Genomic DNA, 23,941 nt, shown 5'->3' with positions numbered 1-23,941 from the left:
GTTGTCTGTTAGATGATCGTTCCCACGCTCTGCGTGGGAATGCCTCAACGGACGCTCCGCGTCCGCTTTCGGCAGGGACGCGGAGCGTCCCGGGCTGCATTCCCACGCAGAGCGTGGGAACGATCGCCGTCAGAGCGTCAAGGTGAGTCGGCTGACCAGCGCCCCCGGCAGCAATGCCGACGAGGTATTGCGCTGGCTATACGTACTCGCCGACAACAGCAACTCACGCTCGACGGTCAATGCTTCCAACTGCGAACCGAGCAGGCTGTAAGCGCTGTCGTCAAAACGCATGGTGCTCACCGGCGCCTGAATCTCGCCGTTCTCCACCCAGAAAGTCGCGAAGCGGGTCATGCCGGTCATGCGCGCCGCCGGTTGGTCCGAGAAGTTCAGGTACCAAAGATTGCTGATGTACAACCCGGTGCCCAACTGCTTGAGGATTTCCGCTTGCGGCAGATCACCGGCGGCCATGTTCAGCGCGCTCGGCGATTCACCACCGCTGGCGCCGTTAGCCGTCAGGCCATATTCCGCGGCACTGCGTGAGCCGACCAGTTGATCGCCAGCCTTGCCCTCGACGATCAAGCGCAAATCGCTGCGTGGATAACCTTCACCGGAAAACGCCGGGCTCAGCGATTCGCTGACTTTCTCGTCCAGCGACACCAGCGGACTGAACGCCTGATCGCCGACATACAGCTTCTGCAGCGGGCTGCTTTTGCTGGCGATCGACTGCGCCGAGAAACCACCCCAGCTCAACATGCCCATGATTTCTTCCAGCGCCGCCGGTGCCAGGTACGCGCGGTACTGCCCCGGCGCCAATGTACGCAGCGGACGCCCGAGAAATTCCAGTTGCTCGCGAGCCTGCTGGAAACGCTTGGCGAAACCTTCGCTGCTCCAGTCATGCCCGGCGTAGCTGGCTTTCACCGCTTCGCCGTTGTCGTGGAACAGGCTGAAATCAAAGTTGAAGCTGTTGGCCTGATGCCAGCCAAACGCCCCCGAAGAACTGGCAAAACCACGGCTGATCGGGCCGGCAGCATAAAAGCCAACCAGGTCCAGTCCTTCAGCAGCAGCGCAGATTTCATCGACAACCTGTTCAGTGTCCGGCAGTGGATGTTCCTGCACGTTCTGGCTCTGCCAGCCGTTGTGATTGAGCAGCAAATACGGATCCTGTGGCAGCAGCGGCAGGGTTTCGCGCAGTTGTTGCAAGCCTTCGGCGAGGCGTTGCAGATCACCTTCCTGATCACCCGACAAGGTGACTTGCAGGTCGGCGTGACGCCCATCGTTGATCAGCTTCAGAACGATGTTGGCCTGCTGCACTTGCCCGGCCTGACGCACTTTGGCGTGATTGAAACGCACGAACGCCGAAGACTCGGCAGCGTAGCTGAGGGTGAACTGCTCTGGCTCGCGCACGCTGTCGCGCAGCCAGTTGACCATGACCTTGAAGGCGTCGGACTGACTCTTCGAAATACTCATCAGGCGTCTCCCCCAAACACATCAACGTTGCTGAATACGCAGGCCGGCGAAGCGTGGCCGACGCGGATCACCTGGTTCGGTTCGCCCTTGCCGCAGTTCGGCGTGCCCAGCACCTTGACGGTGTTGGCGTCGCCGACGGCGCGCAGGCTTTTCCAGAAGTGCGCGGAAATCGCCCGGTAGTTCGGGTTTTTTACCACGCCTTTGAGTTCACCGTTTTCGATCAACTGACCCCATTCGCAACCGAACTGGAATTTATTGCGCGCATCGTCAATCGACCACGAACGGTTGGTGCTCATCAAAATGCCGTGCTCGATGCCTTTGATCAACTGCTCAAGCGGCTGGTCGCCCGGTTCGATATTGAGGTTGGCCATGCGGTCGATCGGCGCGCGGTTCCAGCCGCAGGCGCGGCTGTTGGCGACGCCGTCCATCCCGGCACGGAACTGCGACAGTGCACCACCGAGTGGCCGCAGCAGCAGGCCTTCGCGAATCAGGAATTGTTTGTTGGCTTTAGTGCCGTCGTCGTCATGGCCGTAGCTGGCGAGTTCTTCGGGGATGCCCGGATCGAAGGTCACGTTGAGCAGTTTCGAGCCGTATTGCAGGCTGCCGAAGTCGCTGGCTTTGACGAAACTGGTGCCGGCGTAATTGCGCTCATCGCCGAGGATGCGGTCGAGTTCCAGCGGATGGCCGATGGATTCGTGGATCTGCAGCATCATCTGATCGGGCATCAACAGCAGGTCGCGCGGGCCTTGCGGGGTGTTCGGTGCGAGCAACAGTTGCAGCGCCTGATCGGCGACTTGCGGGCCGGCGCCGATCAGGCCGCAACGGCTGATCACGTCGGCGCTGCCCTGTTGGCCGAAGTTCTCGCGGCCGAGGCTGCGGGTCTGGCTGTCGTTACCGTCGTAGGCGGTGACGTCGAGGCCTGGGTAGACGAAGCGCTGGGCCTGGCGCAGTTCCGCCCCGGCGCTGCTCAGGTAGATCTGTTCGACGTGGGTGATGCCGATGCTCACTTCCCAGTTCACCAGGCGCTTATCCTTTGGCACCGAGGCGGATTCCGCGCCGAGCAGCTCGAAGCATTCGCTCAGCGACGGGAAGGGTTGTTCGAGATTGGGTGAAAAGTAATCAGCGCGGTCGCTGGACACTGGCTGATCGCGCAGATCGAGCAAGGCGTGCGGCTTGAGGCGACGGGCTTGCTGTTCGGCGCGCTCAAGGGCGGCTTGCAGGCCTTGTTGCGAGAGGTCGTTGGTCGCCGCGTAGGCCTCAACGCCGTTGACGCGAACGGTGAGCATCGCGCCTTCGTCACGGCTCAGGCTTGGCGGTTCGGCGACGTTCTTGCGCACCGACAGGTACTGGCCGGACTCGCGTACATACCGCAGGGAAAAAAACTCAGCGCCCGTGCGCAAGGCAGCGAAGCGCTGCTTGAGCTGGGGGTGGAAATCGAACATTCGGGAACCTCCTTGTAAGGGGGGGAAGCGGTCGAGCGACGGCGGGGAGGGGGTGAAACGGTTGCGCGAGGTCTAGAGTAGGCCTGCGTGGGGGTAGGATCAAGTGAAGAGGGGGTGTAGGGGGATTTACTGTGCTGCGGGGGAATTTGTGCTGAATGTGAGGGCCCCTTCGCGAGCAAGCCCGCTCCCACATTTGATTTGTGAACGACACAGATCCAGTGTGGGAGCGGGCTTGTCTCCGGGCGGCGTTCCGACGAAGGCCGCGCCTCGGTATTACGTCTTACTGAGCAGCCGGGGTGATATCACGCATCGGCTTGCCTTTGACCGGCGCATCGCCCGCGACGTAGTACGGCGCGGTGCTGCGCGGCAGCGGCTGGCGGCCACGGATCTTGTCGGCGATTTTCTCGGCGATCATGATCGTCGGCGCGTTCAGGTTGCCGGTGGTGATGATCGGCATGATCGAAGCATCGACCACACGCAGACTCTGCATGCCGTGCACGCGACCTTCGCCATCAACCACAGCCATCTCGTCGGTGCCCATCTTGCACGAGCAGGACGGGTGGAACGCGGTTTCGGCGTGCTCGCGGATGAACTTGTCCAGTTGCTCATCGGTTTGCACTTCAATGCCCGGGCTGATTTCGCGGCCACGGAAAGCGTCCAGTGCCGGCTGTTGCATGATTTCACGGGTCAGGCGGATGCCGTCGCGGAATTCCTGCCAGTCTTGCTCGGTAGCCATGTAGTTGAAGAGGATGCTCGGATACTCGCGCGGATCCTTCGACTTGGCCTGGATGCGACCACGGCTCGGCGAACGCATGGAACCCATGTGCGCCTGGAAACCGTGCTCTTTCACACCGTTGCTGCCGTTGTAGTTAATCGCCACCGGCAAGAAGTGGTACTGAATGTTCGGCCATTCGAATTCCGGACGCGAACGGATGAAACCGCCGGCTTCGAACTGGTTGCTGGCGCCTATGCCGGTGCCGTTGAACAACCACTCGGCACCGATGGCCGGCTGGTTGTACCAGAGCAGCGACGGGTACAGCGAAACTGGCTGGGTGCAGGCGTATTGCAGGTACAGCTCAAGGTGATCCTGCAGGTTTTCACCGACGCCCGGCAGATCGTGAACGACCGGAATGTCGAGCGAGTTCAGCAGTTCGGCAGGGCCGACACCGGAGCGCTGCAGAATCTGCGGCGAAGCGATGGCGCCGGAGCACAGCAGGACTTCCTTGCGTGCTTTGACTTCGACGCGCTCTTCAGCGGCGCCGATCAGGTAACGCACGCCAACGGCACGCTTGCCTTCAAACAGAATCTTGTCGGTCAGGGCGTGGGTGACGATGGTCAGGGTCGAACGCTTTTTAGCGGTGTCGAGGTAACCACGGGCGGTGGAAGCACGACGGCCTTTCGGCGTGACGGTGCGGTCCATCGGGCCGAAGCCTTCCTGCTGGTAACCGTTCAAGTCTTCGGTGCGCGGATAACCGGCCTGTACACCAGCTTCAACCATGGCGTGGAACAGCGGGTTGTTGCCAGCCTTCGGCGTGGTCACGCTGACCGGGCCTTCGCCACCGTGGTAGTCGTTCGGGCCGATGTCACGGGTTTCGGCTTTGCGGAAGTACGGCAGGCAGTCGAGGTACGACCAGTTTTCCAGACCCGGCAGTTTCGCCCAGCCGTCGTAGTCCATCGCGTTACCGCGGATGTAGCACATGCCGTTGATCAGCGAAGAACCGCCGAGGCCTTTGCCGCGACCGCATTCCATCCGGCGACCGTCCATGTGTGGCTCGGCGTCGGTTTCGTAAGCCCAGTTGTAGCGACGACCTTGCAGCGGGAACGCCAGTGCAGCCGGCATTTGCGTGCGGAAGTCGAAACGGTAGTCAGGGCCGCCTGCTTCGAGCAGCAGAACGGTGACGCCGGCGTCTTCAGTCAGACGGGTCGCCAGGGTGTTACCGGCCGAGCCGGCACCGATGATGATGTAATCGAATTCTTGGGACATTGGATGCACCCTCTTTAGATATGGTCAGGTCGGGCCTGGACGAGTGCTGCGCACTCGAATCGCGAGCAATGCAAATCTCGGTTCTTAGAACACCGAAACGTAATCGCCCAGCTCGACCTGTACCGATTTGATGCGGGTGAAGTTGTTCAGCGAGCTGATGCCATTCTCACGGCCAACACCCGACTGCTTGTAACCGCCGACCGGCATTTTTGCGTCGGATTCGCCCCAGGCGTTGATCCAGCAGATACCGGCTTCCAGTTGATGAATCACGCGGTGCGCGCGGTTCAGGTCTTTGGTGACGATACCGGCAGCCAGGCCGAAGTCAGTGTCGTTGGCGCGGCGGATCACTTCTTCTTCGGTTTCGTAAGAGAGGATCGCCATCACCGGGCCAAAGATTTCTTCACGAACGATAGTCATGTCGTCGGTGCAATCGGTGAACACGGTCGGTGCGACGAATGCGCCTTTGGCGAATTCGCCGTCGGTCAGACGGTCGCCGCCGCACAGTACGCGGGCGCCTTGTTCTTTGCCCTTGGCGATGTAGCCCAGCACGCTTTCCATGTGCGCGAAGCTGACCAGTGGGCCGAAGTTGGTGTTTTCGTCTTCCGGGTTGCCGACGCGGATGCGGGCAACGCGCTCAACGATCTTGGCTTCGAAAGCGGCTTTCAGGTGCGCCGGTACGAACACGCGAGTGCCGTTGGTGCAGACCTGACCGGAGCTGTAGAAGTTGGCCATCATCGCGGTGTCGGCAGCGCGATCGAGGTCAGCGTCGTCGCAGATGATCAGCGGGGATTTGCCGCCCAGTTCCATGGTCACGTCCTTCAGCGACGAAGCCGAAGCGCTGGCCATAACTTTCTTGCCAGTGTCGGTGCCGCCGGTGAAGGAGATTTTTTCGATGCGCGGGTGCTCGGTCAACCAGGTGCCGACTTCACGGCCACTGCCGGTCAGTACGTTGAACACACCGTTTGGCAAGCCGGCTTCGGTGAAGATCTCGGCCAGTTTCAGAGTGGTCAGCGAGGTGACTTCGCTTGGCTTGAAGATCATCGCGTTACCGGCAGCCAGGGCTGGCGCGGATTTCCACAGCGCGATCTGGATCGGGTAGTTCCACGCGCCGATACCGGCGACAACGCCCAGCGGCTCGCGACGGGTGTAGACGAAAGAAGTGTCACGCAGTGGAATCTGCTCGCCTTCGATCGCCGGCACCAGGCCTGCGTAGTATTCCAGCACGTCAGCGCCGGTAACGATGTCGACGTACTTGGTTTCGGAGAAGGATTTACCGGTGTCCAGGGTTTCCAGCGCGGCCAGTTCATCGTTGCGCTCGCGCAGGATGTCGACGGCACGACGCAGGATGCGCGAACGCTCCATGGCGGTCATTGCGGCCCAGATTTTCTGGCCCTTTTCAGCAGCGACCACAGCGCGCTCGACGTCTTCCTTGGTCGCACGTTGCACTTGGGCGAGGACTTCACCGTTCGCCGGGTTGATGGCTTCGAAGGTGGCATCGCTGCCAGCGTCGGAGTACGCGCCATCGATGTAGAGTTTTTGCAGTTCGAAACGGGCCATAGTGTCCTCGCAAGTGCATTAGTGGTTGGCGTTGACCACCGCGGTGAGGCTGCGGTGGCGTTCAGGGGCCGAGCGTTTTCTGTGTGCTCTAGCTCACCTTCTTGGCCAATTGGAAATCCATGTATTCGTAAGCGATCTGTTGCGCCTGCGCCGTGTCGAAAGCGTCTCCCGACAAAGCGCCGCGCAACCACAAGCCGTCGATCAACGCTGCCAGGCCACGCGCTGCGGTGCGCGCATCTTCGAGCGGCAACACACGGCGGAACTCGCAGCACAGGTTGGAATACAGACGGTGATCGTTGATCCGCTGCAACCTGTGCAAAGACGGCTGGTGCATGCTGGTGGCCCAGAAGGCCAGCCAGGTTTTCATTGCCGGGCCATTGACCTGGCTGGCGTCGAAGTTGCCTTCGATGATCACCTGCAGATGCGCCCGTGGGCTGTCATCTGCCAGCGCTTGGCGGCGCAGGGTGACGTTCTCGCTGAGGACGTTCATCAGATACCGCATCGTGGCGGCAATCAGGCCGTTCTTGTCCTGAAAGTAATGACTGATGATGCCATTCGAGACACCGGCCAAACGGGCGATCAGCGCAATGCTGGCGTCCCCCATTCCGACCTGATCGACCGCCTGCAAAGTGGCTTCGATCAGTTGTTGGCGGCGGATGGGTTGCATACCGACCTTGGGCATCTTGCACATCTCCTTAGGCCTTCCGAGCGGCGAATGACGCCTATCGGATTGAGGGCCAGTCTATTTTGTTTTGATTGAACGTTCAATCAACAAAGAATAAGATCTGCGACAAATCGTCGCTGTCTACAGATTTTTCCTGCTTGTAAGTGGCGATAAAACCGACATCCGAAAATGCTTGAAACCTGCGTGGGGCATGGCGCGGTTCGCGATTCGATGGACGTGTTGAAAGGGCAAGACGCTCAGGGCCAGGTTTCGGATGAACGTCCGCACCTTCGGCCACGAAAGCGATTCGCAGCGCCATTTCGGCAGGTTCGGGCTTTTTTCGGGATGTCTTTATATCACCCGCCGGTCGGCTGCCAACTAACCGATTGGTCGGGTTCCGTGTTGCCTTGTGTTCTTCTCTCGCACTGCCTGGAGCATTTGTGCCATGAGTTCTGCCTCGCTTATAAAGACCCCGCCCGAGAAGGTGACGGTCAACGGTTGGGTGTTTTACACCTCTACCGCGCTGATTCTGTTGTTGACCGCCATTCTGATTATCGCCCCGCAAGAGGCCGGCAGATTGTTGGGTATCGCTCAGGCCTGGTTGTCGCGCAGCTTCGGCTGGTACTACATGGTGGTGATCGCCGCCTACCTGGTATTTGTCGTCGGCCTGGCGTTTTCCTCGTACGGCAAACTCAAACTGGGCAGCAAGGATGACACCCCGGATTTCAGTTACGGCGCCTGGGCGGGGATGCTGTTCTCGTCGGGTATCGGTATTTCGCTGCTGTACTTCGGCGCGTCCGAGCCGCTGGATCACTACTTCAATCCGCCGGAAGGCGCCTCGGCCACCAACATGGCCGCGCGTCAGGCCGTGCAACTGACGTTCCTGCACTGGGGCCTGCACGGCTGGGCGATCTACGCACTGGTCGGTCTGGCCGTGGCGTACTTTGCTTACCGTCATAACCAGCCGCTGGCACTGCGTTCGGCGCTGTATCCGCTGGTCGGCGAGCGTTGGGTCAAAGGCGCGGCCGGTCACGCGGTAGACGGCTTCGGCATGTTCGTGACCCTGCTGGGTCTGGTGACGAACCTGGGGATCGGTTCGCTGCAAGTGTCGTCGGGACTGGAAAACCTGTTCGGCATGGAACACAGCAACACTAACCTTTTGATCGTGATCATCGTGATGAGCACCGTGGCGACCATCGCTGCCGTGTCCGGTGTGGAAAACGGCATCCGCCGTCTGTCCAACCTGAACATCGTGCTGTTCAGCGGTCTGCTGATTTTCGTCCTGCTGTTCGGCCCGACCCTGCACCTGCTCAACGGCTTCGTGCAGAACATCGGCGATTACCTCAATGGCATCGTGCTGAAAACCTTCGACCTTTATGTGTACGAAGGCGACAACGCCAAGTCCGAGCGCTGGATGGGCCTGTGGACGCTGTTCTACTGGGCATGGTGGATTTCCTGGGCACCATTCGTAGGCATGTTCATCGCGCGTATTTCCCGTGGTCGTACCGTGCGTGAACTGGTCGCCGGCGTGCTGCTGATTCCACTGGGCTTCACTTTGGCCTGGCTGTCGATCTTCGGTAACTCGGCGCTGGACCTGGTGATGAACCATGGGGCGGTGGAGCTCGGCAAGACGGCGCTGGAACAGCCGTCGATGGCGATCTATCAATTGCTTGAACATTACCCGGCGTCGAAAGTCGTCATCGGTGTGTCGATCTTCGTTGGCTTCGTGCTGTTCCTGACCCCGGCCGACTCCGGCGCGGTAATGATGGCGAATCTGTCCTGCAAGGGCGGCAATGTCGATGAAGATGCACCGCACTGGCTGCGGATTTTCTGGTCGGCAGTGATCACTCTGGTGACCATCGGCCTGTTGTTCGCCGGTAACTTCGAAGCCATGCAAACCATGGTGGTGCTGGCCGGTCTGCCGTTCTCGGTGGTGCTGGTGTTCTTCATGTTCGGCCTGCACAAGGCGATGCGCCAGGACGTGCAGATCGAACAGGAGCAAGCGCAACTGGCGGAGCGCGGTCGTCGCGGTTTCAGCGAGCGTCTGACGCAACTGGACCTGCAACCGAGCCAATCGGTGGTGCAGCGTTTCATGGATAAGCAAGTCAGCCCGGCGCTGGAAGATGCCACCGCGCAGATGCGTGCGCAGGGTCTGACAGTGCAGACGCTGTTGGGTAAATCCAAGCGCTGCATGGGCGTGCGCGTCGAGATGGAAGAGGGCAACCCTTTCGTCTATGAAGTCAGCCTGGACGGCTATCTGGCGACCCCGACCGAATCGGCCCAGTCCGATGAAGCGCGCCAGCGTTACTACCGTGCTGAAGTGTATTTGCACAACGGCAGCCAGGATTACGACCTGATGGGTTTCACGCAGGATCAGATCACGCGGGATGTGCTCGATCAGTTTGAAAGCCATCGGCAGCTCCTTGGCCGGGTGTACAGCTAAGATCAAAAGCCCCTCACCCTAACCCTCTCCCGGGGGGAGAGGGGACTGATTGCGGGATGCTTGAGAACTACGTCGACCTGAACGAGTTTCACTGAATCCATAATCGACTCTGATCTTTCAGGTCGATGTATAGCGAAAGACAACTCGGTAGGTTCCCTCTCTCTCCGGGAGAGGGCTAGGGTGAGGGGCTCTTTTCCCTGACCCAATAAAAAAGGGATCGCTCACCGCGATCCCTTTTTTTATCCCGCCTTAACCGAGGTTCTTGCCCAGCAACGCGTGATACAACTCACTGTCGCCCAGGATCCCCACCACATGATTGTTATCGTGCAGCACCAGTTTGTTGCCGGTCTGATAACGAATCTGCAACGCATCGCGCATGCCGATGTTCGAATCCACCAGCGTCGGTTTACGCTCCAGGCCTTCAACCGCTTGCCCCGGCGCCCAGTTCTGCAGGTTCAGCACTGAACCATTCTGCCGCGCACCCTTGATGGTGTTGCCTTCAGCCAGATCCAGCCACGAATCACCGCCCGGATCGAGGCACACCGAACCGTTGATGCGTTTGCAGTTGTCCAGCGTGCGCATCAGGCTGCGTCCGCACAGCACGTTGAGCGGATTGGTGTGTGCCACGAAGGTCCGCACATAGTCGTCCGCCGGGTTCAGCACGATCTCTTCCGGCACGCTGTACTGGATGATCCGGCCGTCCTTCATGATCGCGATGCGGCTGCCGAGCTTCAGTGCCTCATCGAGGTCGTGGCTTACGAACACGATGGTCTTGCTCAGCTTGCGCTGCAGTTCCAGCAGTTCATCCTGCAGACCCTGACGGATCAGCGGATCGAGGGCCGAGAACGGTTCGTCCATCAGCAAAATATCGGCGTCCATCGCCAGCGCCCGCGCCAGACCGACACGTTGCTGCATACCGCCAGAGAGTTCGTCAGGCTTCTTGTTGCGCCATTGCGTCAGGCCGACCAGTTCGAGCTTGTCATCGACCAGCTTGCGCCGTTCCTTCTCCGGTCGGCCCTGCATTTCCAGACCGAAACTGATGTTCTCGCGCACCGTCAGCCACGGCATCAGGGCGAACTTCTGGAAGACCATGGCGATGCGTTGGGTGCGCATCATTTTCAGTTCGGCCGGGGTGCAGGAGGCGATGTCGATCTGCTTGCCTTCATGCTCGACGAACAGCTTGCCGCGGCTCACGGTGTTGAGGCCGTTGATGCAGCGCAGCAGACTCGATTTGCCCGAGCCGGACAAGCCCATCAGCACGCAGATTTCGCCCTTGTTGACGTCCAGCGTGGCTTTTTCCACACCGACGATCTGCCCGGTTTTCTTGAGGATCTCGTTGCGGGTCATGCCCTGATCCAGCAGCTTGAGCGCCTCGCGTGGATCCTTGGAGAAGATTACGTCTACGTCTTCGAAGCGAATTATGCTCATGCGTCACCCCCTACTTTGGCGTCGGGTTGTTTGCAGATACGGTCGAGCATGATCGCCAGCAGTACGATCGCCAGGCCCGCTTCGAAGCCCAGGGCGATATCAGCAGTGTTCAGTGCGTTGACCACCGGTTTGCCGAGTCCGTCGGCGCCGACCAGTGCCGCAATCACCACCATCGACAGCGACAGCATGATGCACTGGGTGATGCCGGCAGCGATGCTCGGCATGGCGTGAGGCAGTTCGATCCGTGAGAGCAATTGGCGACGCGAGCAGCCGAAGGCTTTGCCGGCGTCCATCAGTTCTTGCGGGACATCGCGGATGCCCAGGTAGGTCAGGCGGATCGGCGCAGCGATGGCGAACACCACCGTGGAGATCAGGCCCGGCACCACACCCAGCCCGAAGAGGGTCAGGGTAGGAATGAGGTAAACGAAGGTCGGTACGGTCTGCATCAGATCGAGTACCGGACGCATTAACGTGTAGAACATCGGTTTGTGCGCGGCGACGATGCCCAACGGTACGCCGATGACCACGCAGACCAGGGTTGCGAACAGCACCTGTGCGAGGGTTTCCATGGTTTCCTGCCAGTACCCCAGATTGAGGATCAGCAGGAAGGAGGCGATGACGAAAACGGTCAATCCCCATTTGCGCTGGATGAAGTGCGCGAGCAGGGCGATGAGGCCGATCAAGACAAAAGGGTTGAACCAGGTGAGCGCAAACGTCACGCCGTGGATCATCGTTTCCAGGGTCACGGCGATTGCGTCGAAAGTGCTGGCGCCGTGTTGCGTCAACCATTCAACGAAGCCCGCGATGTACTGGCCTAGAGGTATTTTCTGATCAATCAGCATGGTAGTGAACGTCCGCATGCAAGGAAATAAACAGCCCGAGGGAGCAAGCTCCCTCGGCATAAGCGATTACTGGGCAATCTTGGCTTTCACGGCCTCCAGGCCTGGTTTACCGTCAATGGTGGTCACGCCAGCGAGCCAGGTATCGAGCACCTGTGGATTCTTTTTCAGCCAGGCCTTGGCGGCCGCGTCAGGCTTCATCTTGTCGTCGAGGATGTTGCCCATCAGTTCGCTTTCCATGTCGACGTTGAACTCCAGGTTCTTCAGCAACTGCCCGACGTTGCTGCATTCCTCGGCGTAACCCTTGCGGGTGTTGGTCGCCACGGTTGCAGCACCGAAATCGGGGCCGAAGAAATCATCGCCACCGGTCAGGTATTGAATCTTGAAGCGCTTGTTCATCGGGTGCGGCGCCCAGCCGAGGAAGACCACGGCGGTGTCGCGTTTCTGCGCGCGGTCAACCTGCGAGAGCATGCCGGCTTCCGACGATTCGACGACTTTGAAACCGGCGGATTTCAGGCCGAAGGCATCCTTGTCGATCATGCTCTGGATCAGGCGGTTGCCGTCGTTGCCAGGCTCGATGCCGTAGATCTTGCCGTCGAGTTCTTTCTTGAATTTGGCGATGTCGGCGAAGTCGTGCAGACCTTTGTCATACAGGGCTTGCGGCACGGCGAGGGTGTACTTGGCGCCCTTGAGGTTGGTGCGCACGGTTTCCACGGTGCCGGCGTCGCGGTAGGCCTTGATGTCGTTTTCCATGGTCGGCATCCAGTTACCGAGGAACACGTCCATGTTCTTGCCGTCCGCCAGCGACTTGTAGGTCACGGGCACGGAAATCATGGTGGTCTTGGTCTTGTAGCCGAGGGCGTTGAGGACAACCGAGGTGGTCGCGGTGGTGGCGGTGATGTCGGTCCAGCCGACATCGGAGAAGTTAACGGTACTGCACTGCGCCGGTTCTGCAGCTTGCGCCAGTAACGGCAGACTCAGCATGGCGGCCAACAACAACGACGGGGAACCTTTCATGGATGGACTCCTTGGTGTTTTTTTTGGCAGTGTTCCGACTGTGGACCACCGCACTTATAGGTTGCGGTTGGATGGCGTTCTGGAGACAGCTCTACCACGGCGCCTTGCAATCGAGTCATAACGATCATGTACCAGTGAAAATCTGACGCCTACAGGGGGGGTCGTATCCAGTACAGGGATGGTCGTATCTAGTGTCAGTGACGTCGTTTACAGCTTTTTTCTGCCCCGATCAGCCCTCTGAGCCGCACAAAAACGGCGAAAAACCGGGACGAAAACGGCGCGGCGCTGGTGGACATGAGTGCGTCGGTGTCAGACGCCGTGCGCCCCGACAAAAGCCTGATGATGCGGGCATTCCGGCGGATCGCAGCTTGAGCGTAGCAGCTCCGCCAGCGGGCGTTTTTGCGTTCCGGACCGGCATCCTCAGGAGCTCTGCAGCAATGGCTATCAGCGTTTTCGACCTGTTCAAAATCGGCATCGGCCCGTCCAGTTCCCACACCGTCGGGCCGATGCGCGCGGCGGCGTTGTTCGTCGAGTCGCTAAGGGACAAGCATCAACTGGAGCAGGTGCGGCGGATCGAGGTGCAGTTGTTCGGTTCGCTGTCGGCCACCGGTATCGGTCACGGCAGCGATAACGCGGTGATCATGGGCCTGATGGGCGAGTGGCCAGACGCAATCGACCCGGCGCAAATCGGCCCGCGCATTCAGGCGTTGCGCGAAACACACACACTTTTATTGGATGGTCGTTTGTCGGTGCCGTTTGTCTGGGCACGGGACATGCGCCTGATCGATGAAAACCTGCCATTCCACCCCAATGCGATGACGATCGTTGCCGAGGGCGATCACGGCGAATTGCATCGCGACACCTACTATTCGGTGGGTGGCGGCTTTGTTGTGGATCAGAAGCAGGCGTCCAGTGGTGTTGTCGATCTGGATCGCACTGAATTGCCTTATGATTTTTCCAGCGCGGTTGAGCTGCTGGAGCTGTGCAAAGAGAACAACCTGCGCGTCGCCGAACTGATGCTCGCCAACGAAAAAGTCTGGCGCAGTGAGGAAGAGATTCGCGCCGGCCTGATGAAGCTGTGGCGGGCGATGCAGGATTGCGTCGAACAGGGGCTGAAACATGAGGGCATCCTGCCCGGCGGTTTGAATGTGCGTCGGCGCGCGGCGAAGTTGCACCGCAGTCTGCAGGAGTTGGGCAAGCCCAATGTGATCGGCTCGACCCTCAGCGCCATGGAGTGGGTCAACCTGTTTGCGCTGGCGGTTAATGAAGAAAACGCGGCGGGCGGGCGCATGGTGACCGCACCGACCAATGGTGCGGCGGGGATCATTCCGGCGGTGTTGCACTACTTCATGAAGTTCAGCGAGGCGGTGACGGACGCCAACGTGGTCGACTACTTCCTGAGTGCGGCGGCGGTGGGGATTCTGTGCAAGAAGAATGCTTCGATCTCCGGCGCCGAGGTTGGCTGTCAGGGCGAAGTCGGCTCGGCGTGCGCAATGGCGGCGGCGGGGCTGGCGGAGATTCTTGGCGCTACGCCGGAGCAGTTGTGCAACGCAGCGGAGATTGGCCTGGAGCATAACCTCGGGCTGACCTGCGATCCGGTCGGTGGCCTGGTGCAAGTGCCGTGCATCGAGCGCAATGCGATTGCGGCGGTGAAAGCGATCAATGCGGCGCAGATGGCGTTGCGTGGCGATGGTCAGCACTTTATCTCGCTGGACCGGGTGATCCGCACCATGCGCGATACCGGTGCCGACATGCATGACAAATATAAAGAGACCTCGCGGGGTGGCCTGGCGGTCAGCGCGGTTGAGTGCTGAATCAGTGACACCGAGGTGAATTCTTCGCGAGCAGGCTCGCTCCCACATTGGAACCTGGTGTTCACAAATTTTGTGTCCACTGGAGATCCACTGTGGGAGCGGGCTTGCTCGCGAAGGCGCCAGACCAGTCAAAATTGCTCGTCAAGTGAACACACCCAATCAAACACGCCACCTTTTAGCGCGTCGCAATCAGATAAGAGTCTTTCCCACCTGTTACACGCGCTCAGCCCTTCTACCGTCCGTCACCCGTGCTTGCGGTGACACTCCCCGTAAACCGCGCGCAGGCCAGTTCCCACAAGTGCTACCGATTTGCTCACACCCTCCTGAACCGCGCTTTCCTCGCCGCTGATGGCACTTCGAAATACCTTTCGTCGGACGGCTCGTATAGACACGTCGCGACGTCGTTTTCAGGAGTTATTGAACGGCCATCCAATTTTAGGCATGGCATTTGCTCTGTCATAACAAAGCCCGTCTCCCACGCGAGAACGCTGGCAATAACAAGAGCCTCCGCCTGAGGCCATCACCCGCTTTGTGTGAGGAGATACCGCGATGACGTCGTTCAACTCCGGGGCCCAACCCCAGAACCGTGCGCCTCAATCCATCGGCTTTCTGCTGCTGGACAATTTCACGCTGATTTCTCTGGCCTCCGCAGTAGAACCCCTGCGCATGGCCAACCAATTGTCCGGTCGCGAGCTGTATCGCTGGAGCACTCTTACCGTCGATGGCGGCCAGGTGTGGGCCAGTGACGGTCTGCAAATCACTCCCGACGCTTCCATGCACAAAGCCCCGCCACTCGACACCGTGATCGTCTGCGGCGGCATCGGCATTCAACGCACCGTTACCCGTGAACACGTCTCGTGGCTACAAAGCCAGGCGCGTCAGTCCAAGCGCCTCGGCGCCGTGTGCACCGGCAGTTGGGCGCTGGCCTGCGCCGGATTGCTCGACGGTTTCGATTGCAGCGTGCACTGGGAGTGTCTGGCGGCGATGCAGGAAGCTTTTCCGCGCGTGGCCATGAGCACGCGTCTGTTCACCCTTGACCGTAACCGTTTCACCAGCTCTGGCGGCACCGCGCCGCTGGACATGATGCTGCACCTGATCAGCCGCGATCACGGTCGTGAACTGTCCGCCGCGATCTCTGAGATGTTTGTCTACGAGCGCATCCGCAACGAGCAGGATCACCAGCGCGTGCCGCTCAAGCACATGCTCGGCACCAATCAGCCGAAACTGCAGGAAATCGTCGCGCTGATGGAAGCCAATCTGGAAGAGCCGATCGACCTGGATGAGTTGGCGGTATACGTCGCCGTGTCGCGTCGACAGCTGGAGCGGTTGTTCCAGAAATATTTGCACTGTTCGCCGTCGCGCTACTACTTGAAGCTGCGCCTGATCCGCGCCCGGCAACTGCTCAAGCAGACGCCGATGTCGATCATCGAAGTGGCGTCGGTGTGTGGTTTCGTCTCCACGCCGCACTTCTCCAAGTGCTACCGCGAATACTTCGGCATTCCTCCGCGTGACGAGCGCGTAGGCTCCAACACCACCCAGCAAGTGGCGATGCTGCCGCTGCCGCAGGCGATCGTGATGTCGCCGCTGTCGGGGCCGATGTCGGCGTTGAGTCAGGCGCGCAATGAGTCGACGTTTGCCAGCGTAAGGCTGTAGACCGAGTCATCGTTCTTCGCGAGCAAGCCCGCTCCCACATTCGACCGCGTTCTCATGGACGGACGCGGTCGAATGTGGGAGCGGGCTTGCTCGCGAAGAGGGTCTGTCAGGCGCTATGGCTTTGCTGGTAGTCCGCAAGTGCCGGCAACAACTGTTTGTCGATCGCCTGCCGCACCGCCGGCTGGATGCTGGCGCCGCTGGTGTACATGTCCTTGACCATCTTGCGCAGTTCAAACGCACGAACATTATCCAGACCGCGCACTGCGCACTCGCAAGCCTGATCGGCGGTCGTGCCGCTGGGCACTTGAATACCCAATGCCTTGAGCTGGCCCAACAGATCTTCCTGGTCAATCAAATCGGCGTACATCATCACGCAAATCCTTCTGTGGCAACGGAGGTCTTGGTTTGATTCTGTAAGGCCCGGGCGGGCACGGCAAGGGCGTTTTGTCAGCGTGGCTGGGACGACTATGAACAGGTCGTTTTCGGCTAACTCGATAGAAAGGGGAGTGGGCACACTGGTCTCAGCTCGCTTCACGAAGGTTTGGTCACCCTCGCACGGCAGCTCCTCAACAGTAGCTTGCGCCCCGATCCTGTCACGGCTTGCATCGGGGCTTTTTTTGGACTGGTGAAAAGCAAAAGATCGCAGCCTTCGGCAGCTCCTACATTGGAATGCGTTTCCCTGTAGGAGCTGCCGAAGGCTGCGATCTTTTTACGGTCTAGCGCTGCAACACCAGGATCCGCGACAACAACTCATCCCGGTCGACATAGCAGCCCTGAAAATGCCGCGCTCCGGTCGCCGGATCAAACGCATTGCGCGCATGCAACGTGCGGCGATTATCAAAGCACCACAGTTCGCCCGCATTGAGTCGCTGCATCAGGCGAAACCGTGGCTCGCGAGTCATCGCGATAAATCGCCTATACGCCCGATACAACACCGGCATCTGCTCCACCGACGTATCAAACGCCCCGCGCAAAAAGTTCGCCATGCGAATTTCGGCGACTCTGCCCAGAGCGTCCAAGGCGATGATCGGCGCCAGGCAGCGATAGTCGCTATGGCGATCCTTGTTGCGAAACTCCACCGGGATCTCACACAACGCCTGAAACGCCGCCGGGTCTTCACTGCGCAAGGCATCGGCAATCGCAAAGCCATCGACAAAAATACTCTCGCCACCCTCGGCGTTATTCACCAGGCAATGCAGAAATTGCAGGCCCGGTTGCAGCTCGCGAGTCGGCAGGTCGGTGTGCAATGGCAGGTTGAAAGCGGTGTAGGCATTGCTGTCGGCATCGGCCTTGGATTGCACGTTGAACAGCACGCCGAAATTGCTCTCGCGGATGAACGAAATACGTTGCGCGATGAGCTTCAGCGAACCAGGTTCGGTGGGCACGCCGCGCACTTGCGTCAGACCGATGTCGCGGATGGCGATCATCCATTGCAGCAGGGCGGCGTTGTCGTTCATCAGCGTCGAATAGTCGAAGACCGGCAACTGCAAATCGCTGCGCCACAAATAACTTCTCGGTTTGGCTTCCAGACGTTCGGCGCGGGATTCATCGTCATAAGCATGGGCGCGCAGCCAGCCGGGATCGAAGCGGCTGAGGTGGCCATCTTGCCAGTCGATGCGCAGGCAGCCATCTGCATCGATATGTGCAGCTGTAGGTTGGAGCTCTTCGGCGGCATCGACAATCTCGAACACCTGTTCGCGGGTGACGTTGTAAACGCAACGTTCACACGGGCAATTGTCCCGCAGCCAGACGTGGTGAAACGGGCTGGCTCGGCCGTCAGCCCATTCGATGGCAACGCGATCCGCGAAGCTTTGCACGCCGCTTAGCGCGCTGATCAACGGATATGTACGGAAGTCGGCAACTGCGGTAGCGGTGTTCATGGCGGCTCCTTGCGATTGATGGATTTACCTTGCGGGCGGCAGCGCGATAACGCGGCCGATGTAAGCGGGTGTGGGTAAATCTTTCTGCTCGGTGACGATGCTCTGTAGGCGACTCAAGGTGTCGGCACTGAACGGTGCCGAGCGTGGGCCGGCGAGGTCGACATGCAGCAACATCTGTTCATTGCCGGCCAGTTCCTGCTCTTCTCCAACCTTGTGCAGGTTGTGATAGAGATGCAGACGTTTGCTGTCGTGGCCGATGATTTGTGTGCGTACCTCGACTTCGGTATCGAGCTTCACTTCGTGCAGATAGTTGAGGTGCAGCTCTAGGGTGAACAGCGAATTTGCGCTGGCTTCGCGGTTGTTGCTGTCCATGCCGAGGCGGTCCATCAGGGCGTCGGTGGCGTAGCTGAAAATCAGCAGGTAGAAGGCGTCGCGCAGGTGGCCGTTGTAGTCGACCCAGTCGGGGATGATTTTGGTCTGGTAGGTGGTGAGGTGCGGCATGGTTTGGGTTCCGGCAGTTGGCGGGTCGTTAAGGTCAAGAGCTACCCCCTCACCCCAGCCCTCTCCCCCAAGGGGTCGAGGGGGAAAGGGAGCCGATCTTCAAGCGTTTCAAGTCCTGAGTTCGGCTCGGTGGCGCAAGTCGGCGTAATTCGAACAATCAACACGGTCAGTCCCCTCTCCCTCAGGGGGGCGAGGGGGAAAGGGAGCAGATCGGGGGCCTTTCAAAACTCAAGTTCGGCTCGGTGGCGCAAGTCGGCGTAATTCGAACAATCAACTCGGTCAGTCCCCTCTCCCTCAGGGGGCAGAGGGGGAAAGGGAGCAGATCGGGGGCCTTTCAAAACTTGAGTTCGGCTCGGTGGTGCAAGTCGGCGTAATTCGAACAATCAACTCGGTCCAGTCCCCTCTCCCTCCGGGAGAGGGTTAGGGTGAGGGCAGCGATGTCATGCCAGGCACTTCACTCGCTGAAACTCATGCCATGCTTTTCCTTGGTGGTCTTCACCGCTTCGAGCACTGCCAGCAAGCAGTCATCACGATAGCGTTCCAGCGCCGCAATGCTGTGCCGGCCGAGCTGGTCGCTGGTGCCGTCCACCACATCATCGATCAACTTGTCAGTCAGCTCCGGTGCCGGCAGATAGGTCCAGGGCAACTGCAACGCCGGGCCGAATTGCGACATGAAGTGACGCATGCCGTCATCACCACCCGCCAGCGTATAAGTCAGGAACGTACCCATGAACGACCAGCGCAAACCGGCGCCAAAACGGATCGCGTCGTCGATCTCGCCAGTGGTTGCCACGCCGTCGTTAACCAAATGCAGCGCCTCACGCCACAGCGCTTCGAGCAAACGATCGGCGATGAACCCCGGCACTTCCTTGCGCACATGCAACGGGCGCATGCCGAGGGACTCGTAGACTTTCATCGCTGCCTGAACGGCTTCCGGCGCGGTGTTCTTGCCGCCCACAACCTCAACCAACGGCAACAGATAAACCGGGTTGAACGGGTGACCGACCACGCAGCGTTCCGGGTGCGTCGAACTCTCGTAGAACTCGCTCGGCAGCAGGCCCGAGGTACTCGAACCAATCAATGCGTTGGGCTTGGCCGCTGCGCTGATTTTGCTGTGCAGATCGAGTTTCAGCTCCAGACGTTCCGGGGCGCTTTCCTGAATGAAATCGGCATCACGTACGCACTCTTCGATGGTCGCGACAAAGCGCAGGCGATCCTGCGAAGCGCCGGGCGCCAGGCCGTTTTTCTCCAGCGCCCCCCAGGCATTGGCCACACGTTTACGCAGCGCCGCTTCGGCGCCGGGCGCCGGATCCCAGGCCACGACATCCAGGCCGTGGGCCAGCGCACGGGCCACCCAGCCACTGCCGATGACACCGCTGCCCAATGCTGCGAAGGTCTTGATTTCGGTGATAAAGCTCATGGCGACATTCCTGAAAAGTTCGAAGACCCTGTAGGAGCTGCCGAAGGCTGCGATCTTTTGATCTTGATCTTAAAAAACAAGATCAAAAGATCGCAGCCTTCGGCAGTTCCTACAGGTGAAATGGGGGGCAGTCAGAGCCCCATTTTGAGCTGAGGGTTAGCCGCGCTGGGTCAGGCCCATTTTCTTGCGGCCTTCGGCAGGCGTAAGCACGCGGGCACCGAGGCGGCTGAGGATCTCGGTGGCGCGCTCGACCAATTGGCCGTTGGTCGCCAGTACGCCCTTGTCCAGCCACAGGTTGTCTTCCAGCCCGACCCGCACGTTGCCGCCGAGCAACACCGCTTGTGCGGCCATCGGCATCTGCATCCGGCCAATCCCGAAACCGGCCCACACCGCGTCGGCTGGCAAGTTATCGACCATGGCTTTCATCGTGGTGGTATCTGCAGGTGCACCCCACGGGATGCCCAGGCACAACTGGAACAGCGGGTTATCCAGCAAGCCCTCCTTGATCAACTGCTTGGCAAACCACAGGTGACCGGTGTCGAAAATCTCCAGTTCGGCCTTCACGCCCAGCTCGGTAATACGCTTGGCGCCCGCACGCAGTTGCGCCGGAGTGGAAACGTAAATAGTGTCGCCATCGCCGAAGTTCAGCGTGCCGCAATCGAGGGTGCAGATTTCCGGCAGCAGTGCTTCGACGTGGGCGAGACGGGTCAGCGGGCCGACCAGATCGGTGTTGGGGCCGAACTCCATCGGGTTCTCGCCGGCGCCGATTTCGAGGTCGCCGCCCATGCCGGCGGTGAGGTTGACGATGATGTCGACGTCCGCCTCGCGGATGCGCTCCATCACTTCGCGGTACAGCGCCACGTCACGGCTGAACTTGCCGGTCTGCGGATCGCGCACATGGCAGTGCACAACGGTGGCGCCGGCCTTGGCCGCTTCAACGGCTGCCGCTGCGATCTGTTTCGGGGTGACCGGCACGTGCGGGCTCTTGGCGGTCGTGTCGCCAGCACCGGTGAGTGCGCAGGTGATGATGACGTCGTGGTTCATGGTGCGGTTTCCTTCAGGCGTGATGGGTCTGTCCGCAGCCCGTTGCGCGAGCTGCGAAGCTTCGTTCAGTTCCCTCTCCCTCCGGGAGAGGGCTAGGGTGAGGGGCTTTTAAATGAGAGGGTTATTTGCTGGTCAGCTGGAGGTTTTCAGCGGCGGGTTTGCCATCGAAAGTAGTCACACCTTCAAGCCAGCGCTGCTTGTCTTCCGGGTGATCCTTGAGCCATTGCTTGGCCGATTCGAAAGCGTCCTTGTGATCGAGCAGCGGCTGCATCATCCGGCTCTCGTCCTCGGCGGTGAACGTCAGGTTGGTCAGCAGACGGCCCACGTTCGGGCACTGCTCGGCGTATTTCGGCGCAGTGACTGTCCACACGGTGGCCATGCCTTCGTTCGGGCCGAGGGCGTCTTCACTGCCGGTGAGATAGGTCATCTTCACATTGACGTTCATCGGGTGCGGCGCCCAGCCGAAGAACACCACGGCCTCTTTGCGGCGCACGGCGCGATCGACGGCGGCAAGCATGCCGGCCTCGCTGGACTCGACCAACTGGAATTTGCCGAGGCCGAACTGATTCTTGGCGATCATTGCCTTGATCTGCGTGTTGGCGCCCGAGCCTGGCTCGATGCCGTAGATCTTGCCGCCCAGCTCTTTTTCAAACTTGGCGATGTCGGCGAAGGTTTTCAGGCCCTTGTCGGCCAGATAGGTCGGCACGGCGAGGGTTGCGCGGGCGTCTTTCAGGCTTGGCGCTTCGAGAACCTTGACCTGATTGGCGTCGACGAACGGCGTGATGGTCTGGGTCATCAGTGGGTTCCAGTAACCGAGGAACAAGTCCAGCCGCTGATCGCGGATCCCGGCGAAGATGATTTGCTGGGAGGCGCTGGTTTGTTTGGTGTTGTAGCCGAGGCCGTCAAGCAGGACCTGGGTCATCGCACTGGTGGCGATCACGTCGGTCCAGTTGACCACGCCCATGCGCACGTTCTGGCACGTTGCCGGGTCGGCCGCCATGACGCTGGCGCTCAAGAAAGCGGTACCGCTGAGTGCAAGAACACAGCTGCTGATCAGTCGTTTCATGTCGGGTTCCTCGGCAGGTCGTTTATTGTGAGTTCCGGCATCTGTCGTGCCGGTGATGCAAAGTTACGCAGCTATACGCCCATGAAAGCGCACTGCGGCGACTGGCATTTGCACTGTAGCGACCTGTGCGCTTGAACGCCGACGACAATCGGCGTATCAACGATCCACGCTCCCCTCCCTCTCGTTACCCGCGAATCGAGTGCGCACATGTCTCAGGATTTCTACTTTTTGCTGATGCCGGGCTTCTCCGCCATCGGCTTTATCTCCGCGATCGAACCGCTGCGTGTGGCCAACCGTTTTCGTGGCGAACTGTATCGCTGGCATGTGCTCAGTGCCGATGGCGGGGCGGTGCTGGCGAGCAACGGCATGTCGGTCAACGCCGATGCGGCGCTGGAGCCGTTGAAGAAAGGTGCGACGCTGTTGGTGGTGGCCGGGTTTGAACCACTGAAGTTCGCCACGCCAACCCTTGAGCACTGGTTGCGGCGGCTGGATAACGAAGGCCTTACCCTCGGCGCCATCGACACCGGCAGCTTCGTCCTTGCCGAGGCGGGCCTGCTCGATGGCCATCGCCTGACCCTGCACTGGGAAGCCATCGACGCGTTCAAGGAATCTTATCCACAGCTCAGCGTCACTCAGGAGCTGTTCGAGATCGACCGTCGGCGCATCACCTCGGCGGGCGGCACCGCTTCCATCGATTTAATGCTCGATCTGATCGCCCAGGCCCATGGCCCGCAACTGGCGATTCAGGTCAGCGAACAATTCGTGCTGGGGCGCATCCGTCCACGCAAAGACCACCAGCGCATGGAAGTCGCCACGCGTTACGGCATCAACAACAAGAAACTGGTTCAGGTGATCGGCGAGATGGAGCAGCACAGCGAACCGCCGCTGACTACTTTGCAATTGGCAGAATCGATCAAGGTGACGCGGCGGCAACTGGAGCGGTTGTTTCGGCTGCACCTGAACGACACGCCGAGCAATTTCTACCTGCGCCTGCGCCTGGAAAAGGCCCGGCAGCTACTGCGCCAGACCGACATGAGCGTGCTCGAAGTCAGCATCGCCTGCGGCTTCGAATCGCCGTCGTACTTCACCCGCAGCTACCGCGCGCGCTTCGCCCGCTGCCCGCGCGAAGACCGCCGTACCGCCCAGGTCTGAATGGATGTACCCAAAACCAATGTGGGAGCGAGCCTGCTCGCGAAGACGGCGTGTCAGTCAATACAGGATTGACTGATCCACCGCTTTCGCGAGCAGGCTCGCTCCCACATTTGGATCTTCATTTTCTGAAAAAACGGTTACTTCTTCATCAACGCCGAACACGCCGCCTTGTAAGCCTCATGCTGATACTTGTTCAACGTCCCCGGCAGCTCGAAATTATGCTTCTTCGCCTGCGCATTGATCGTCTGCGGCGACAACAACGTCACCTCACAGCCATCGAGCAACTGCAAAATCCCTTCAATCTTGAACGTCGTCGGCCCACCGGCAAACTCACCCTTCTTGCTGCGCTTCTTGATCGCGATACGGTCAACCGAATTCTCCCGCACAAACGACGCCACCTGCGCCGCAAAGAGCTTAACGTTTGCCGCTTCGTCATCGTCTTCGAGGGCGATTTTCTTGGTGGCAAGGGGAATGTGGCTCAGGGTCGAACCGTCGAGAGCGGCCACGGCGATGATCGCTTCGCTGCCTTTGATTTCGATGCCGCAGATGTTCATGGGGAATTCCTTGAAG

The 23,941-nt window shown here is 59.9% G+C and carries 20 protein-coding genes; 4 read left to right on the top strand and 16 right to left on the bottom strand.

Annotated elements, in window-relative coordinates; translation table 11 throughout:
* Positions 1–129: 129 nt before the first annotated feature.
* The 6 genes from C2E19_RS27490 to C2E19_RS27465 form a co-directional block, all read right to left on the bottom strand.
* Positions 130–1,467 carry a TldD/PmbA family protein gene (locus tag C2E19_RS27490; RefSeq protein ID WP_129395853.1) on the bottom strand — a complete coding sequence of 446 codons (1,338 nt, stop codon included), beginning with the start codon at positions 1,465–1,467 and terminating at the stop codon, positions 130–132.
* A complete protein-coding gene (locus C2E19_RS27485; protein ID WP_129395852.1) occupies positions 1,467–2,909 on the bottom strand; it encodes a TldD/PmbA family protein in 1,443 nt (480 codons plus the stop codon). Before C2E19_RS27485 ends, C2E19_RS27490 begins: the two co-directional genes overlap by 1 nt.
* Before the next feature lie 280 nt (positions 2,910–3,189).
* Positions 3,190–4,893 (bottom strand): choline dehydrogenase, encoded by a 1,704-nt coding sequence (gene betA, locus C2E19_RS27480; RefSeq protein ID WP_129395851.1) that lies wholly within the window; start codon positions 4,891–4,893, stop codon positions 3,190–3,192.
* Positions 4,894–4,977: 84 nt separating this feature from the next.
* A complete protein-coding gene (betB, locus tag C2E19_RS27475) occupies positions 4,978–6,450 on the bottom strand; it encodes a betaine-aldehyde dehydrogenase (RefSeq protein WP_129395850.1) in 1,473 nt (490 codons plus the stop codon).
* 88 nt (positions 6,451–6,538) lie between these two features.
* Positions 6,539–7,132 (bottom strand): transcriptional regulator BetI, encoded by a 594-nt coding sequence (gene betI / locus C2E19_RS27470; protein ID WP_129395849.1) that lies wholly within the window; start codon positions 7,130–7,132, stop codon positions 6,539–6,541.
* A gap of 82 nt (positions 7,133–7,214) precedes the next feature.
* Positions 7,215–7,433, bottom strand: a complete 219-nt coding sequence (locus C2E19_RS27465; protein ID WP_129395848.1) for a hypothetical protein — start codon at positions 7,431–7,433, stop codon at positions 7,215–7,217.
* Positions 7,434–7,559: 126 nt separating this feature from the next.
* On the opposite strand from C2E19_RS27465, the gene betT reads away from it, so the two are divergent.
* Complete coding sequence (betT, locus tag C2E19_RS27460) at positions 7,560–9,557, top strand: choline BCCT transporter BetT (protein ID WP_129395847.1); 1,998 nt, start codon at positions 7,560–7,562, stop codon at positions 9,555–9,557.
* Between the two features lie 249 nt (positions 9,558–9,806).
* On the opposite strand, the gene choV is transcribed toward betT, so the two are convergent.
* The 3 genes from choV to C2E19_RS27445 form a co-directional block, all read right to left on the bottom strand.
* On the bottom strand, positions 9,807–10,985 hold the full coding sequence (choV, locus tag C2E19_RS27455; RefSeq protein ID WP_053124583.1) for a choline ABC transporter ATP-binding protein: 1,179 nt from the start codon (positions 10,983–10,985) through the stop codon (positions 9,807–9,809).
* On the bottom strand, positions 10,982–11,827 hold the full coding sequence (choW, locus tag C2E19_RS27450; RefSeq protein WP_129395846.1) for a choline ABC transporter permease subunit: 846 nt from the start codon (positions 11,825–11,827) through the stop codon (positions 10,982–10,984). The genes choV and choW overlap by 4 nt, the downstream gene beginning before the upstream one ends.
* A 66-nt stretch (positions 11,828–11,893) precedes the next feature.
* Positions 11,894–12,841 carry a choline ABC transporter substrate-binding protein gene (locus C2E19_RS27445; RefSeq protein WP_129395845.1) on the bottom strand — a complete coding sequence of 316 codons (948 nt, stop codon included), beginning with the start codon at positions 12,839–12,841 and terminating at the stop codon, positions 11,894–11,896.
* 437 nt (positions 12,842–13,278) lie between these two features.
* Here C2E19_RS27445 and C2E19_RS27440 point away from each other — a divergent pair, with 437 nt between their 5' ends.
* Both C2E19_RS27440 and C2E19_RS27435 read left to right on the top strand, forming a co-directional pair.
* Complete coding sequence (locus C2E19_RS27440) at positions 13,279–14,655, top strand: L-serine ammonia-lyase (RefSeq protein ID WP_129395844.1); 1,377 nt, start codon at positions 13,279–13,281, stop codon at positions 14,653–14,655.
* 549 nt (positions 14,656–15,204) lie between these two features.
* Positions 15,205–16,308: a GlxA family transcriptional regulator gene (locus C2E19_RS27435; protein ID WP_007949927.1), complete on the top strand. Its 1,104-nt coding sequence runs from the start codon at positions 15,205–15,207 to the stop codon at positions 16,306–16,308.
* A gap of 106 nt (positions 16,309–16,414) precedes the next feature.
* Here the strand turns inward: C2E19_RS27435 and C2E19_RS27430 are convergent, their stop codons facing one another.
* From C2E19_RS27430 to C2E19_RS27405, 6 genes are all read right to left on the bottom strand, one after another.
* Positions 16,415–16,678, bottom strand: a complete 264-nt coding sequence (locus tag C2E19_RS27430; RefSeq protein WP_016983943.1) for a hypothetical protein — start codon at positions 16,676–16,678, stop codon at positions 16,415–16,417.
* A 346-nt stretch (positions 16,679–17,024) separates the two neighbouring features.
* A complete protein-coding gene (locus tag C2E19_RS27425; RefSeq protein WP_129395843.1) occupies positions 17,025–18,188 on the bottom strand; it encodes a gamma-butyrobetaine dioxygenase in 1,164 nt (387 codons plus the stop codon).
* 24 nt (positions 18,189–18,212) lie between these two features.
* On the bottom strand, positions 18,213–18,689 hold the full coding sequence (locus C2E19_RS27420) for a thioesterase family protein (RefSeq protein ID WP_129395842.1): 477 nt from the start codon (positions 18,687–18,689) through the stop codon (positions 18,213–18,215).
* Positions 18,690–19,143: 454 nt separating this feature from the next.
* The gene (locus tag C2E19_RS27415) at positions 19,144–20,109 is read right to left on the bottom strand and encodes an L-carnitine dehydrogenase (protein ID WP_129395841.1); all 966 of its coding nucleotides are present in this window, start codon (positions 20,107–20,109) and stop codon (positions 19,144–19,146) included.
* A 156-nt stretch (positions 20,110–20,265) separates the two neighbouring features.
* A complete protein-coding gene (locus C2E19_RS27410; RefSeq protein WP_129395840.1) occupies positions 20,266–21,153 on the bottom strand; it encodes a 3-keto-5-aminohexanoate cleavage protein in 888 nt (295 codons plus the stop codon).
* 121 nt (positions 21,154–21,274) lie between these two features.
* Positions 21,275–22,219: a choline ABC transporter substrate-binding protein gene (locus tag C2E19_RS27405; RefSeq protein WP_129395839.1), complete on the bottom strand. Its 945-nt coding sequence runs from the start codon at positions 22,217–22,219 to the stop codon at positions 21,275–21,277.
* 207 nt (positions 22,220–22,426) lie between these two features.
* Between C2E19_RS27405 and C2E19_RS27400 the strand changes: the two genes are divergently transcribed.
* Complete coding sequence (locus tag C2E19_RS27400; RefSeq protein WP_129395838.1) at positions 22,427–23,371, top strand: GlxA family transcriptional regulator; 945 nt, start codon at positions 22,427–22,429, stop codon at positions 23,369–23,371.
* 137 nt (positions 23,372–23,508) lie between these two features.
* Here the strand turns inward: C2E19_RS27400 and C2E19_RS27395 are convergent, their stop codons facing one another.
* Complete coding sequence (locus C2E19_RS27395; protein WP_129395837.1) at positions 23,509–23,925, bottom strand: DUF3010 family protein; 417 nt, start codon at positions 23,923–23,925, stop codon at positions 23,509–23,511.
* Between the last annotated feature and the right edge of the window lie 16 nt (positions 23,926–23,941).

It is taken from the genome of Pseudomonas sp. DTU12.3, assembly GCF_004124275.1.
Classification (GTDB): Bacteria; Pseudomonadota; Gammaproteobacteria; order Pseudomonadales; family Pseudomonadaceae; genus Aquipseudomonas; species Aquipseudomonas helmanticensis.
Note: the sequence above shows the minus strand (reverse complement) of the source record. Positions and strands in the feature narration are given on the sequence as shown.